The organism is Candidatus Nitrosomarinus catalina, from assembly GCF_002156965.1.
Lineage (GTDB): Archaea > Thermoproteota > Nitrososphaeria > Nitrososphaerales > Nitrosopumilaceae > Nitrosopumilus > Nitrosopumilus catalinensis.
This window is the reverse complement of record NZ_CP021324.1, coordinates 1044604-1058859: the sequence shown is the minus strand read 5'-3', so window position 1 is coordinate 1058859 and position 14256 is coordinate 1044604. Positions and strand designations below refer to the sequence as shown.

19 protein-coding genes are annotated in these 14256 nt (G+C 32.6%); 11 read left to right on the top strand and 8 right to left on the bottom strand.

Annotation, left to right across the window (positions count from 1 at the left end; genetic code table 11):
- The first annotated feature begins 64 nt into the window (after positions 1 to 64).
- The 3 genes from NMSP_RS06440 (at position 65) to NMSP_RS06430 (ending at position 1651) form a co-directional block, all read left to right on the top strand.
- Positions 65 to 574: a hypothetical protein gene (locus NMSP_RS06440; protein ID WP_086907993.1), complete on the top strand. Its 510-nt coding sequence runs from the start codon at positions 65 to 67 to the stop codon at positions 572 to 574.
- A 60-nt stretch (positions 575 to 634) separates the two neighbouring features.
- On the top strand, positions 635 to 934 hold the full coding sequence (rpl12p, locus tag NMSP_RS06435; protein WP_086908412.1) for a 50S ribosomal protein P1: 300 nt from the start codon (positions 635 to 637) through the stop codon (positions 932 to 934).
- 78 nt (positions 935 to 1012) lie between these two features.
- Positions 1013 to 1651 carry a trimeric intracellular cation channel family protein gene (locus tag NMSP_RS06430; RefSeq protein ID WP_086907992.1) on the top strand — a complete coding sequence of 213 codons (639 nt, stop codon included), beginning with the start codon at positions 1013 to 1015 and terminating at the stop codon, positions 1649 to 1651.
- On the opposite strand, the gene NMSP_RS06425 is transcribed toward NMSP_RS06430, so the two are convergent.
- Both NMSP_RS06425 and NMSP_RS06420 read right to left on the bottom strand, forming a co-directional pair.
- Positions 1648 to 2514, bottom strand: a complete 867-nt coding sequence (locus NMSP_RS06425) for a 50S ribosomal protein L10 (RefSeq protein ID WP_086907991.1) — start codon at positions 2512 to 2514, stop codon at positions 1648 to 1650. The two genes, NMSP_RS06430 and NMSP_RS06425, sit on opposite strands and share 4 nt — an antisense overlap.
- The gene (locus NMSP_RS06420) at positions 2507 to 3169 is read right to left on the bottom strand and encodes a 50S ribosomal protein L1 (protein ID WP_086907990.1); all 663 of its coding nucleotides are present in this window, start codon (positions 3167 to 3169) and stop codon (positions 2507 to 2509) included. The genes NMSP_RS06425 and NMSP_RS06420 overlap by 8 nt, the downstream gene beginning before the upstream one ends.
- 144 nt (positions 3170 to 3313) lie before the next feature.
- On the opposite strand from NMSP_RS06420, the gene NMSP_RS06415 reads away from it, so the two are divergent.
- Positions 3314 to 3793 (top strand): Lrp/AsnC family transcriptional regulator, encoded by a 480-nt coding sequence (locus NMSP_RS06415; protein ID WP_225971265.1) that lies wholly within the window; start codon positions 3314 to 3316, stop codon positions 3791 to 3793.
- Here the strand turns inward: NMSP_RS06415 and NMSP_RS06410 are convergent, their stop codons facing one another.
- From NMSP_RS06410 to NMSP_RS06400, 3 genes are read right to left on the bottom strand one after another with little or no spacing between them, the layout of a single operon-like run.
- Positions 3794 to 4273 (bottom strand): 50S ribosomal protein L11, encoded by a 480-nt coding sequence (locus NMSP_RS06410; RefSeq protein ID WP_086907988.1) that lies wholly within the window; start codon positions 4271 to 4273, stop codon positions 3794 to 3796.
- 35 nt (positions 4274 to 4308) lie between these two features.
- Positions 4309 to 4767: a transcription elongation factor Spt5 gene (locus NMSP_RS06405; protein ID WP_086907987.1), complete on the bottom strand. Its 459-nt coding sequence runs from the start codon at positions 4765 to 4767 to the stop codon at positions 4309 to 4311.
- Between the two features lie 2 nt (positions 4768 to 4769).
- Positions 4770 to 4943 carry a protein translocase SEC61 complex subunit gamma gene (locus NMSP_RS06400; protein WP_086907986.1) on the bottom strand — a complete coding sequence of 58 codons (174 nt, stop codon included), beginning with the start codon at positions 4941 to 4943 and terminating at the stop codon, positions 4770 to 4772.
- Positions 4944 to 4982: 39 nt separating this feature from the next.
- Here NMSP_RS06400 and NMSP_RS06395 point away from each other — a divergent pair, with 39 nt between their 5' ends.
- The gene (locus NMSP_RS06395) at positions 4983 to 5759 is read left to right on the top strand and encodes a D-aminoacyl-tRNA deacylase (RefSeq protein ID WP_086907985.1); all 777 of its coding nucleotides are present in this window, start codon (positions 4983 to 4985) and stop codon (positions 5757 to 5759) included.
- Positions 5756 to 6055 carry an MGMT family protein gene (locus NMSP_RS06390; RefSeq protein ID WP_086907984.1) on the top strand — a complete coding sequence of 100 codons (300 nt, stop codon included), beginning with the start codon at positions 5756 to 5758 and terminating at the stop codon, positions 6053 to 6055. Before NMSP_RS06395 ends, NMSP_RS06390 begins: the two co-directional genes overlap by 4 nt.
- On the opposite strand, the gene NMSP_RS06385 is transcribed toward NMSP_RS06390, so the two are convergent.
- Together NMSP_RS06385 and NMSP_RS06380 are read right to left on the bottom strand one after the other, a co-directional pair.
- Positions 6052 to 6507: a 50S ribosomal protein L19e gene (locus NMSP_RS06385; RefSeq protein WP_086907983.1), complete on the bottom strand. Its 456-nt coding sequence runs from the start codon at positions 6505 to 6507 to the stop codon at positions 6052 to 6054. The genes NMSP_RS06390 and NMSP_RS06385 overlap by 4 nt on opposite strands.
- Positions 6491 to 6895: a 50S ribosomal protein L32e gene (locus tag NMSP_RS06380; protein WP_086907982.1), complete on the bottom strand. Its 405-nt coding sequence runs from the start codon at positions 6893 to 6895 to the stop codon at positions 6491 to 6493. Before NMSP_RS06380 ends, NMSP_RS06385 begins: the two co-directional genes overlap by 17 nt.
- 187 nt (positions 6896 to 7082) lie before the next feature.
- On the opposite strand from NMSP_RS06380, the gene pckA reads away from it, so the two are divergent.
- Positions 7083 to 8648 carry a phosphoenolpyruvate carboxykinase (ATP) gene (gene pckA, locus NMSP_RS06375; protein ID WP_264080406.1) on the top strand — a complete coding sequence of 522 codons (1566 nt, stop codon included), beginning with the start codon at positions 7083 to 7085 and terminating at the stop codon, positions 8646 to 8648.
- Between the two features lies 1 nt (position 8649).
- Here the strand turns inward: pckA and NMSP_RS06370 are convergent, their stop codons facing one another.
- Entirely contained in the window at positions 8650 to 10677 is a 2028-nt protein-coding gene (locus NMSP_RS06370; protein WP_086907981.1) for a S8 family serine peptidase, read from the bottom strand.
- Positions 10678 to 10754: 77 nt separating this feature from the next.
- On the opposite strand from NMSP_RS06370, the gene NMSP_RS06365 reads away from it, so the two are divergent.
- The 4 genes from NMSP_RS06365 (at position 10755) to argF (ending at position 14256) form a co-directional block, all read left to right on the top strand.
- On the top strand, positions 10755 to 11375 hold the full coding sequence (locus tag NMSP_RS06365; protein ID WP_086907980.1) for a superoxide dismutase: 621 nt from the start codon (positions 10755 to 10757) through the stop codon (positions 11373 to 11375).
- 89 nt (positions 11376 to 11464) lie between these two features.
- Complete coding sequence (gene pfdA, locus NMSP_RS06360; protein WP_086908410.1) at positions 11465 to 11890, top strand: prefoldin subunit alpha; 426 nt, start codon at positions 11465 to 11467, stop codon at positions 11888 to 11890.
- Positions 11891 to 11893: 3 nt separating this feature from the next.
- Complete coding sequence (gene ftsY / locus NMSP_RS06355) at positions 11894 to 13345, top strand: signal recognition particle-docking protein FtsY (RefSeq protein WP_086907979.1); 1452 nt, start codon at positions 11894 to 11896, stop codon at positions 13343 to 13345.
- A complete protein-coding gene (gene argF, locus NMSP_RS06350; protein ID WP_086907978.1) occupies positions 13342 to 14256 on the top strand; it encodes an ornithine carbamoyltransferase in 915 nt (304 codons plus the stop codon). The genes ftsY and argF overlap by 4 nt, the downstream gene beginning before the upstream one ends.

Sequence of the window (14256 nt, the reverse complement as noted above, 5' to 3'; positions counted from 1 at the left end):
TTTCCGATATTAAGTATTATTGATTAATGATTACATTAAATACAATCAATCTTTTATCCTAATTATGTTTGGAAGCAAGCCTAAACTCAAAGAGGGCACTCATATTTTCTCAATTAAAAAAAATGGTGATTTTAATGACTTTATTTTTGCCGTAGTTAGCGGTGTTGATGGCAGAAAAGTAGGAGTTAATGGTGTAATTGTAAATCCAATTGGTCTCAAAAATAAGATTAAACAAGGTAAAACTGGTGAAAGATCCGAAGAAATTCTCAATCATCCAACTCCTGACAATGTTGTTTTGGCATTGGTGTATCGAGTTGAATCTGAAAATTATGCTGATGTTTTAGATCTTGATGTTGATAAATGTGATATTATTCCTCCAAAAATTTATGCAGTTTTAGATGGTTGGATTCGTGAATCAATTCCTGAATTCATTAACACTGTTTTGTCTTTGGCTCCAGGTACTGAAAGAGATGAAGCAAAAAGAGTTTTGAGAAATAGGATGGATACTTTAACCGATCCAAACTTGAAGAGAACTTTATACGCTGTTTGTAGAAGTTTAAAAATTCTCAATTAGATTTTTTCAGGCGTCACTTCGCCATAGTTTTATATTATGCCCCAAGAGATTCATGGTACAATGGAATATGTTTACGCTGCTTTACTTCTTCATAAACTAGACAAAGAAGTTAACGAGGCAAACCTCAGTTCAGTTGTTAAAGCATCTGGAGCTGAAGTTAATGAAGCCCAAGTTAAATCACTAGTTGCAGCCTTAGCTGATGTTGACATCAATGAGGCAGTTAAAGCCGCACCTGTAGCAGTTGCAGCAGCCGCACCGGCAGCTGAAGCAGCAGCAGATGCACCAGCAAAAGAAGAAAAGAAAGAAGAACCTAAAAACGAAGAAGCAGCCATGGAAGGACTCTCATCCTTATTCGGCTAAGCAACTTTATTCTTTCAACTTAATTTTATACTTATTTTTAATTAATCTTAATTACTCTGTTTACCGCTTTTCTATTCGTTGACAGAATTTTCTTTTAGTACTGAATTTTTCATCTATGTTTTAGATCTATTTGGTACTGTAGCTTTTGCAATTACTGGTGCTTTTAAGGCAATTGAAAAAAAATTTGATTTTGTGGGAATTTTACTACTTGCAACTATTACTGGTGTGGCAGGTGGTACGATAAGGGATGTTGTTTTGGGTAGGGTTCCAAATTCTATTGTTGATCCTGCATATGTGATAGCTACTGTCGCTTCAGGAATTGTAATCTTCTTTTTGTACTCTAAATTAAAAAAACACTGGAATTTATTTTTGAAATTTGATGCAATTGGTCTTGGTGTTTTTACAATTATTGGAGCAACTTTTGCTTACAATATTTTTGGATTAAATTTTTTAGCCATTATGCTAGCAGGTATTTTGACTGCTGTTGGTGGTGGTGTATTAAGAGATGTCTTTGTTAATCAATCTCCTATAGTGTTTGTAAAAGAATTTTATCTTACAGCTAGTTTCATTGGAATTGTAATTTTTTCAATACTATTGTATTTTACAGAAGAAATCTATGTTGCAACAATTATTGGAATAATTCTAACTACTACCTTGAGATTAATTGCAATAAAGTATAACTGGAATTTACCTAAAGTAAAAAACACTGATTCTTAGGCTGGTGTATAGTCTTTTGCTTGACCTGCTAAGCCTTTAGCTTGAGCATCTGCTTTTTGTAAGATTTGCTCTTTTGTTTCATCAGTCATGAAACCTGACTCAATAGATACTGAACGTGCAGATTGTGCTGCTTTTGTAAGAATTTGTGTAACGTTATCTGCAGTAATGTAACCTGCTTCAATTGATAGTGAAACTGCTTCTTGGTGGAATTGTGCAAACAAGTCTCTTGTTTTCTCAACGTCTACGACCATCTCGTCTTCAGTGTATTTGAGACCTTCTTCAACTGCTGAATAAAGTGAAATTCCTGCCTCTACTGGTTTGATATCTAATTTACCTAAAATTGCTGCTAATTTTTCATTAATTGCATCGCCTTTTTTGGCTGGTGTTGTTTCTTTGGCAATCCAAATTGTTCCTTGATCAATCTTTGTTGGAATTCCTGCCTCTTTGAATTCTGTAAGCATTGGTCCTGGTGCAATTCCTGTGTTTTTCTCAGCTACTACAATATCCATACTTGCAATATCTCCAGAACGTGCACCCATCATGACTTTGTTTTTACCTAGTAACACATTGAGTTTGAATGGTGACATGTTTGTGAATATGAACATGACTTGTCCTTTTAGTTCTGTAGAAAATTCTTTCATTCCTGGAATGTCTGATGATTCAAGTGCTTTTTTTGCAACTCTATCTTTGACACAAACAAATTCTACTTCACCTTTCAAAGTTTTTCTTAATGGTAAAATTTGTGTTGAACGAACTTTATTCATTTGAATAATTGAAATTGTTTTGTATTTTTTTGGTAACTCTAGTAATTGTTGATACATTTCCATTTTTCTTTTTGGATATGTAGTTCTATTTTCATGCATACTTTTTCTTTATCTCCTGTACTTGTTTTACTGGTTTACCCATTGTAGTTTTTATCATAACTTTTTTGATATTTTTTTCACCGTTTGGTAATTTCTTCTCAATTGTATTTAGAACTGCAAATGCATTAGTTGCTAAATCTGAATCTTCCATAGATTCATCGCCAATTTTACATGAAATTGATAATGATGCTCTTGTTCTAACTTTAATTGATGTTCTAAATCTTGCTAGAAATGCATCAATAGGTGCGTCAAATGGAACTGGTGTTGGCATTTTTCCTCTTGGACCTAAAAGTTGACCAAGTGCTTTACCAACTGTTGGCATAATTTTTGTATCTGCCAAAAAGAAATCATATTTGTTAATGAATTTTCTAGATTCTCTTTTGTTAGCTTCAAATTTTGCTAATTCTTCATTTCCGATTACTGAATCAGCATTTGCTGCTTTTGCTTTTTGGCTCATTTCACCAGTAGCAATTACACATACTGTTGCAGGAGAATTTGTTTTTGGAAGTTGAACTACTTCATTTATTGCAAATCCTTTCTTTACATCAATATCTTTGAAATTAATTATTAGTTCTAAGGATTGTTTAAATTTCATTTTTTTAGTCTCCTCTTTGGCTTTTGTTACTACCTCTGCCAATTGTGCTTCTGTAATCATTACGAACAAATTCCAGAAAACCTACTTAAAATCGTTTAGAGATCGACCTTCCTAACTCTTAATTATTTTAAAAAATTTTCTTTTTTTATATGAAAAAATTGTAATTTCAAAGCAATTTTTGCCAAAAACTTATAGATATATTAAATGAGAAGCAATCTTTTCATCATATTGCATCGATTTGATGATCTTGATATGAAATTGCTCTATGAATTAACTAAAGATGGATCTATTTCAGTTCCTGTTTTATCTAAAAAACTTGGTATTAACGCCTCTGTTTTGTATAGTAGAATTAAACGATTAATGAAAAAGAAATTAATCAAAAAATTCACTGTTGATATTGATCAATCTTTGTTGGGATTTGGAGTAAAGGCCTCCGTTGGAGTTAACCGTGACCCAAAATTAAAAGAAAAAATTCATGAGAAATTCATGGAGACAGTTGAAATTGTTTCTATTTCTGAAGTGACTGGTAGATTTGATATAATGATTGAAGTATATGCAAAAAATCTCGAAGCCTTACACTCCGTAGTTATTGAAAAAATTGGAAAAATAGAAGGTGTTCAAAATACTGAAACCTTTGTAGAATTACAAAAAACCGATAAAGATCCTGTTTATCTTATTGAATAATTATTGGAATTTTTGATCCCATTTACCTTCATTGATTTCGGCAGTAATTTCTTTTGGAGTTTTTCCTTCTACTTTAACTCCTAATGCTACACATGTACCAATGATGGATTTTGCAACTGATTTTAATGATGTTGCATAAGATTTTTCGAGTTTTGTATTTGCTACTTTAACAATTCCATCCATTGTGACATCTCCTGCCCATTCTGTACCTGAAGTACTTGAGCCTTTTTGAATTCCTGCTTCTTTCATGATTAATGCAGCAGCAGAAGGAATGCCGATTTCAATTTCATATTTTTTTGTATCTGTATCTACTATGACAGTTACAGGAACTTTCATTCCCTCGAAATCTTTAGTTTTTTCATTAATTGCTGAGATAACTTCCATGATGTTAACTCCTAGAGGACCTAATGCTGGACCTAATGGTGGACCTGCGGATGCTCCTCCTCCAGTTACAAGTGATGATACTTTTTGTTCTCCCATGTTAAATCAGTTTAATCCCGAAAATTTAATCCTTCCTAAGCTCCACTCGAGAGTTTAAGATAATTTGCATCTACAGTTACTGGTAATTGATAAGATGCATCAAGTAACACAACTGTTGCTTCTTCTTTATCTGCATCTATTCTAGTAATTGTTGCTTTCATTCCTTTGAATGGTCCGCCGGTAATTTCAATAATATTATCTACTTCTAATGTTGAAACTGTTGATTTCTTGACAAGATAACCTTCGATATCTTTGAATTCTAATTCTCCTCTTAATTGACCACGAATATGTCTGACTCCTTCTACTGCCATATATGCATCGCTCGGATTAATTGCTTCGATTACAACATATCCCTTAAGATTGTCAACTAGTAAAACTGATTGAATGTTAATTTGATTGGCATTTGCTTTAGCTTCTAATAATCTCATTACCACTTTTTCTTGACCCCCAGTGGTTCTAATTGCAAATAAATGTGATTTAATTTCTTCAGACAATTTTATCGACCAAATGTTACTACCGAAAACACAAATTGAATTATAAATCCAATTGTTCCTACTCCGAGAATTCCTGTTAATACTAATCTTAGATGTTGTTGATATTCATCTTTATCTGGCTTTTTTGCCATTTTCATAGTATTAGACATATTTTTCAAAGTCTGTTTCGGGTTCATTGGTGGAAATTAATATGGTGTCCTTATAATCCTTATCTCATGGAACTCCTAATTGCGTATCGAGATGACCCTGCTGGTTACAATATGGCAAATTTTCTTTCACAAAATATGACCCTGGATGGAGATATTTTTCGAGGCAAATTCTACGATTTAATCATTATTTCAACTCCTACAATTTCTGCTGATTGGTTAGAAGAAAAATACGATTATGATGGTTTTGTATTTTTATCAAAACATGCTGCAGAATCTGGAGTTTTGGCATTGACTTGTCATAGTACTGGAAACTTTTCTGAAGCAAAATTTGGTGGAAATGATAGACAAGTTGCCATCCCTCATCCTGATCTGCAAAAATATTATCTTCAAACATTACAAAAACATCAATCAGATTTCTCAGAATTTCAAATCACTATTGAAGCAACTCATCATGGTCCAACTGCATTAACTAAACCTACAATCTTCATAGAAATTGGCACTACTCAAAAACAATGGACTGATGTATCCTTATGTGAATCTGTGGCAAATTTAGTTCACCAAGTTTTTCTCAACAAGTTACCTGAAAACCCTGTAGCAATTTGTTTTGGTGGAACTCACTACTCAACAAAATTTACTCATGAATTACTTGAAGGAAAATTTGCTCTTGGAACAGTAATTCCAAAACATGCTTTAGATGAACTTGATGAGGAATTATTTTCACACATAATTAAACAAAATAAAATGGCAAAATATGCTCTTTTAGATTGGCGTGGATTGGGAACAAATAAACAAAAAATTATTGAACTTCTTAAATCAACTTCACTTGAGATAATTAAATTATGAATCTTGAACAAAGAGTTTACAAAAAATTACTAGATGTTCCTAAAGGTCAAATTACAACTTATGGTGAATTGGCAAAAGCTGTTGGATTAAAAAATGGTCAAAGAGTTATTGGAAAAATTATGAATAATAATCCATATCCTGCAATAGTCCCATGTCATCGTGTAGTAATGTCTACAGGTAAAATTGGTGGTTATGCCTATGGTGAACATATCAAAACTAAAATGCTTAGTGATGAGGGAATAGAAATCAAAAATGGTAAAATTTCAAGTTTTGATAAAAAATTATTTAGGTTCTAATCTTTTCTTTTGGTTTTAATTTCGTCCATCAGAGTTCTCAAGTGAGCCTTATTTCTGACAGTATTTCCACCTACTTTTTTGTATAGTGTCCAAAATTCTGGATTTGTCAAATCTTTTCTATCTTTTGCAATTTTTAATAATCTTCTAAGTGAACGAACTTTTGCAACATAAACTTCTTTTTTACCAACTCTTGCACCTTTTCTACCTTGTTTGGAACCTTGTGTTGTACCTCTTTTGTGTCTCTGATCCAATTTGGTTTGTGCTCTTCCTCTAGATGTTCCTGTAAATGGTTTGATTTGAATTGTATTTGCGGTGATTAAACTTCTAATGTTTTCTCTAGTAATTGCATCTGCAATATCATCTAAGTGATCAGTATCAAATTTGATTCTGTGAATTCCTACTCCAGTAACTCTGGATGCAAGTCGTTTTTTATCTTTAAGATTTATTGGCAATTACACTCACTCTTGCATTAAATATTTTAAATTTGTTTTCTACTGCTTTAACGACAATTTCTTTTCTCTTTTTAGTACCGACACCATGTCCTAATCTGACTCCATCTTTCTTTGGGTCTAATTTTTCTAAATCTGAAATATTGTAAACTAAATTATCTGTAAATCCTGAAGGATGTAATCCTCTTGCATCTTTAGGTCCACCATATCCAACTTTAACTAAACCTGGACGTCCTCTACTTTTTTGTTTTCTTTGATGATGATCTATTCCTTTTGGTTTTCTCCAATTAGTTTGAAGTCTAACATATCGCCAACTTTCTGGTCTGACAAAATCAGGTTTGTTTTGTTTTACTTCCTGTCTTTTCTCGATCAATTCCTTGTTGATTGGCATGGAACTAAGTCTTGAATTTTGGAATAAATACGTTCCTCGACCTCAAAAAATACTCATGGAAAAGAGATAATAAGGAAAATCTAGGCGGATCTAAATATCTTATGACCCTCGTATATGCTCAAACACACAACATTTGGAGATTAAACTATTGACAGAATTACTTGGTAGATCCGCTTCAGAGAAATTTTTGTCTCAATTAACGAATTTTGGCATAAATCCATCTAAAGTTCATAGAAATTTACCTACTGATGAAATGGTGGCTATTTCTGTAGATAGAAAAGAAGGTGTTGTTAATTCTACTGGTTCTCTTTCAGTAAATACTGGAAAATATACTGGTAGGTCACCTGATGACAGATTCATTGTATATGATGACAAGACTCATGAAACTATTGACTGGGGAAAAATTAATCATCAATTCCCAAGTGGTAAATTTGAAAAACTTTTTGAAAAAATGAAGGACTTTGTTGATAACAAAGAACTTTTTGTTTTTGATGGTTTTGTAGGTGCTGATCCTGAAACTCGTTTACCAATTAGAGTAATCAATGATCATGTATGGCAAAGTATGTTTTCAAGTAATTTGTTTATTAGACCAACAGATGAAGAATTAGAAAAACACGAACCTGAATTTACCATTTTGTGTATTAATGATTTCTTAGCTGATCCTGAAATTGATGGAACTAGAACTGATGTTTTTATTTTAATTGATTTAACAAGAAAAATTGTTTTGATTGGAGGAACTGAATATGCTGGTGAAATGAAAAAATCCATGTTTGGTGTAATGAATTTCTTATTGCCAGACCGAAATATTTTCCCAATGCATTGTTCGGCAAATATTGGTGATAATGGAGATACTGCGTTATTCTTTGGATTATCTGGAACTGGAAAAACAACTCTTTCTGCTGATCCAAATCGAAAATTAATTGGTGATGATGAACATGGTTGGTCTGATAATGGTACGTTTAATTTTGAAGGAGGTTGTTATGCAAAATGTATCAACCTTAGTCAAGAGGCAGAACCTGAAATTTGGAATGCGATTAAACCTGGCGCTCTTTTAGAAAATGTTGTCTTAAATGATAACATACCTGATTATGATGATAATTCTTTAACTGAAAATACTCGTGTTGGTTATCCATTAGATTTCATTCCTGGTGCAGTAATTCCAAGTGTCGGTGGTAACCCACGTGTCATTGTATTTTTGACAGCTGATGCTTTGGGTGTCTTACCTCCTGTATCCCGACTAACAAAAGAAGGTGCAATGTATCATTTCATGTCTGGTTATACAAGTAAATTGGCAGGAACTGAAAGAGGAATTAAAGAACCAAAATCTGTCTTTTCACAGTGTTTTGGTGCTCCATTCATGCCTAGACCTGCATCAGTTTATGCAAAACTTCTAGGTGAAAAAATTAATCAACATAATACCGTTGTTTATCTCGTTAATACTGGATGGTCTGGTGGACCATATGGTGTTGGAAAAAGAATTAAGATCAAATATAGCCGTGCAATGGTCACTGCTGCAATTTCTGGTGCACTTGATATTGTAAAATATCGTCATGACGATTTACTTAATCTTGATATTCCAACAGAAGTTGAAGGTGTTCCGTCAGAAATATTGGATCCTAAACATACTTGGGTAGACAAGGATTCCTATGATCTTTCAGCAAAAAAATTGGCTCAAATGTTTGTTGAAAACTTTAAGAAATTTGAAAATGTTTCAGATGATATTATAGCAGCAGGTCCAAAATTTTCTGCATAATTTATTTCCTAATTATTAATCCTATAATTCCAACAACTACTATAATTGAAATAATTATTATGATTTGTTTTTCTGGTATATTTCTTAATTCTATTATTTCCGTTTTTTCTGAAATTGAATTAATTTTAATTAAATCAAATGCATCAGTGGTATTTCCATCTGACATAATTTTTGCTTCTATCCAATACTCTGAATTTTCATAGATTTTCATTGAAGGTTTTTTATCTGGTGTTGCAGTAATTGTATCCGTATTTCCATTTTTACTATTTGTAATTGTAATTTTTGTAAAACTCCATTTGTCTGGATGATTTATTTCAAAAAATAATTTTTCATTTTCTTGATATGTAGAAATTGAGCCTTCAGTATAATGAATAATTATTGGAATTGTATATCTTGTTTTTTCATGATTGATGAAGATTTTTCCTTCATATTCTCCATATTTTTCTCCAGACACTGTAAATTCTGTCTGTAAATTATTGTCATTAATTTTATATTCAAATGTAATGAATTGCGGACCTTCAAATTTGACATCAATTTCTCCTAATTCTTTTTCAATTAATTTTAATTGTAATTCTTTTTGAATTGATTTTTCATCTGATGAAAAGTTAATTACAAAATTTGTAGGGCTGATGATCAATTTTGCATTATATGCACTTGCTATGTCTAGTCTTCCTGAGCCTGACTCATGAATAGAAAATTCTTTTCCATAGGCGTTGGAAACTGGTTTAACTGTAGTTACTAACAATGATTTTAATTCATGATTTTCTAACTCTGGATTATTTTGTAACAATAATGCTGCTGCACCACTCACATGCGGTGCTGCAAAACTAGTTCCGCTAGTAAAATTGTAACTAGATCCAATTTGTGTGGTATTGATATAAGCGCCTGGTGCCACCATGTCGGGTTTCATGTAAAATGGTGAAACTGGACCTCTAGAACTAAAATGTGCAATAAAATCTGGATTGTAAAATAAATTCATTATCCCATCACTGTCACTTTTTAATTTTTCAATTATTTCTAACCCTTCTTCTCTATCTATTGAAACCACTGGAATTTGTGGACTGTATTCTGGACCTGAAAATTCATGAATTAATTCTCCCAAAAAAATTCCTGGTTCGCTATTGTATACAATTAGTGCTTTTGCTCCTGCATCTGCAGCGTTTTTTTCTTTAATTGAGAAAAATAATAATTCTCCTTCAATATCGCTTCCTCTTTCTACAATTAGAATTGAATCTTTAACATCTAAATTTTCTAAATCAGTAATTTTCCCAAATCCTCCAAAAATTATTTTTCCCGTTACTGGTTTGTCTGTTTTTGGAGCTCCTACCATTGGAATTGCCGTATATTGTATTTCATCTATTTCTAATGTTGCAATTAAGCTAGAAGTCATGTTGTTGTATGTTGCACCAACTGTTAATGATTCAAAATTTCTTCCTGGACTTCCTATGGTTTTTAATTCTGGACCGTCATTTCCTGCAGCTGTCACGACAAAAATTCCTTTTTCTAATGCATAATTTACTGCACTATCTATTTTTGAATTTGTTCTGTTTACTCCTAAACTAATGTTTATGATATCTGCCTCATCTTCAATTGCTTTTTCTATTGCACCTGAAATTAATTCTGATGATACTCCTTCTCCATCTTCAGATACTTTGTAAGCTAAAATTTTTGCCTTTGGTGCAATACCTAAGATACTACCATCTGCAGCTATTATGCCTGCAACTTTGGTTCCATGTCCATTTTTATCCATGGGTAATTGATTTGTTTGAATAAAATTATAGCCTCCAATAACTTTTCCATCAGGTCCCCAACCCCATAAATCTGGATGGTTGAAATCTACTCCAGTATCAATAACTGCAACTTTAACTCCCGATCCGTCCAATCCATCTGTCCTTGGAATTTCAGTTCCAACATATGGAACACTATTTTCAATGTATGTACTAATTTCATTTTCAGGTTGGAAAAATTGTGATACAATGATACTTGATATAACTACAAATGTTATGGAAAAAATTATTGATGATTTCATGAATTTTTTAGTCTTTTAACAAGTAAAAATGAATTGTTTACTAAACCAATAAATGGAATAAAAAATCAAATTATCTCATGGGAAAATACACACTTCCTGAAATGCCATATGCTTATGATGCATTGGAACCTCACATTGATGCAAAAACAATGGAGATTCATCACACAAAACATCATCAGACATATACTGACAAATTAAATGCAGCACTTGAAACATGTCCAGCTGAAATTCAAGAAAAAGATATCTTAGATATCCTATCTGATATTAATTCAGTTCCTGAAGACAAACGAGGTGCAATTAATTTCAATGGTGGTGGTTATGATAACCACAGGTTATTTTGGAATAGCATGAAACAAAATGGAGGCGGTGAACCTGGAGGAGCAATTGCTGATGCAATCAATGATTCCTTTGGAAGTTTTGCTGACTTCAAAGAGAAATTCTCATCTACTACTGCAGTAATTCAAGGTAGTGGTTGGGGATGGTTAGTATACAATCCTTCAACATCCAAAGTTGAATACAAATCAATGCCAAATCAAACTAGTCCAAGAACTGAAGGATTAGTTCCGTTATTGGGTTGTGATGTTTGGGAGCATGCATACTATCTAAACTATCAAAACAAAAGACCAGTTTACATTGAAGCATGGTGGAATGTAGTAAATTGGGATGAAGTAGAAGATAGATTCTCTAAAGCAAAATAAAGTTAGTTCTTTATTTTTTATTTATTTTTTAATTTCTATATTCACTTCATGAATGAATTTATAACCATCAGAGCATGATTTTGATGTACATGAGTGAACAACAGGCTGAACAATTAATGCAACAGATGCAAATGCTAGAAACGTATTTCTCTGATTTATCTCAAAGAGAAGGAACTTTTGTAAGTATTTTACGAGAAGCTACTGCTGCTATTGAATCCATTAAATCTCTTGGTACTCAACCTGATTCTGATACTTTAGTTCCTCTTGGAATGGGAGCATATATTCCAACAAAAATCTCATCCAATAACAAAATTGTTGTAAATATTGGCGCAGGTGTTGCAGTTGAAAAAGATTTTCCTGCTGCAATAAATTATTTTGAAGCTAGAATTAAAGAAATTGAAATTGCTTTACAGGATACTGCTGCCAAAAAACAAGATGCTGCAAATAGATTAGACCAAGGTAAAGCACAAATTAATCAATTAATGCAATCTCAACAACCGCCAAAAATGGGATAGAATATGTTTGATAGTCTTCGTAAGGCGTTTTCCAATGCTGCTAAAAGTCTTGGAGAAAAAGAACTTAATGAAAAAGATATTGAAGATATTCTTTTTGAACTTGAAATTTCTCTTTTAGAATCTGATGTAGCTGGTGAAGTAATTGATTCCATAAAATCTGATTTAAAAGAAAAATTAATTGGTTCTAAAGTTGATAAAAATGAAATTGAAAAATTTGTTAAAGATAATCTAATTTCTATAATTTCAAGTTTATTTGACAGTGTTGGAGATATAGATATTTTTGAAAAAATTGATGAGAAAAAGAAAAAGGAACAGCCTTTTTTGATTGTGTTTGTAGGAATTAATGGAACTGGGAAAACTACTTCTTTAGCAAAATTTGCATCATTACTTCAGGAGAAAAAATATTCAGTTGTAATTGCTGCTGCTGACACTTTTAGAGCTGGTGCAATAGAGCAATTACGTGAACATACAAATCGTCTAAATCTAAAACTAGTTGCACAAAATTATGAATCTGATCCTGCAGCAGTAGCACGAGACGCTGTATTATATGCTAAATCTCATAAAACCGATTGTGTTTTAATTGATACTGCAGGTAGAATGCAAACTAGTAAAAATTTGATGGAACAAATTGCAAAAATTACTAAAGTTGTGAATCCTGATATGACCATTTTTGTTGGTGATTCTTTAGCTGGAAATGACACTGTAAATCAAGCCCGTGAATTTCATAATCATGTAAAATTTGATGGCTCTATTTTGACAAAAAGTGATGCTGATGCAAAAGGTGGTGCTGCATTATCTATCGCAAAAGTTACTTCTACACCTGTTCTTTATCTTGGAACAGGACAAGAATACTCTGATTTAAAATCCTTTGATAAAAACATCTTTTTGGAAACTGTTTTTGGTTCATTAAATGATGTAAAAATAGAACAAACAGATGTATCAAAATTAAAAGAATCTTCTGAACCAGAACCAACACCAGAACCAACCCCAGAACCAACCCCAGAACCAACACCAGAACCAACACCAGAACCAACACCAGAACCAACCCCAGAACCTGAACCAGAACCTGAACCTGAACCAGAACCTGAACCAGAACCTGAACCAGAACCTGAACCAGAACCAACACCAGAACCTGAACCAGAACCTGAACCAGAACCTGAACCAGAACCTGAACCAGAACCAACCCCAGAACCTGAACCCGTTTCTGATGATCCATTTTATGGAATCACAGATGATGAGATTGCAAAATATTCTGATCTATTTGATATCCCTCCACCAGAATCTGATACTGAAGCTATCAAACTAGGAAATACAATTCGTAAATGGATTAAGGATGGTAAACCTAAACCTGGAGAATCAAAGGTAATTTCATCTGACGATGAAGATATACATAAACAAGATAAAGAAGAAGAACCTAAAAAGAAACGAGGATTATTTGGACGGTTTAAAAAATGAAAATTAAAACAAAAAATTTACTCACTTTATCTGAACTAACTCCAAAAGAATTTTTGGGATTAATTGATCATTCTATTAAATTAAAAAAAGAATTGAAAAAAGGTGGAAATAAACCTGTACTAAAAAATAAAACACTAACTATGATTTTTCAAAAACCGTCAACTCGAACACGTGTAAGTTTTGAAACTGGAATGTATCAATTAGGAGGTCATGCAATTAATTTATCATCAAATGACACACAGTTATCTCGTGGTGAGTCTGTTGAAGATACTGCAAAAACTCTTTCTCGTTACACTGATTGCATAATGGCACGTGTTTATGATCACTCTTTACTTGATAAATTATCTGAACATGCAAGTGTTCCTGTAATTAATGGATTATCTGATTCATTTCATCCTTGTCAAATTTTGGCAGATTTTATGACAATCAAAGAAAAGAAAAAATCTTTCAAAGGTTTGAAAATTGCTTGGATTGGAGATGGAAATAATGTTTGTAATTCTATGATTTATGGTGCTGCTTTATCTGGAGTCAAAATGTCTATTGCAACACCTAAAGGATTCCAACCAAAAAAATCAACTGTCCAAGTCTCTCAAAATTTAACTGATATTGAGTTAACAACCGATCCAAAAAAGGCTGCTGAAAATGCTGATGTTGTGGTCACTGACACATATTCTTCAATTCACAATGATGATCCAAAAAGAATCAAAAAATTCCTTCCAAAATATCAAATTAATGACAAAATCATGGATCTAGCAAAGAAAAATGCGATCTTCTTACATTGTCTTCCTGCAAAACGTGAACAAGAAGTTACTGCATCCGTAATTGATGGACCTCAATCAGTAGTCTGGGATGAGGCAGAAAATAGACTTCATTCTCAAAAAGCACTGCTTTCAGCACTGCTCCACGCTTAA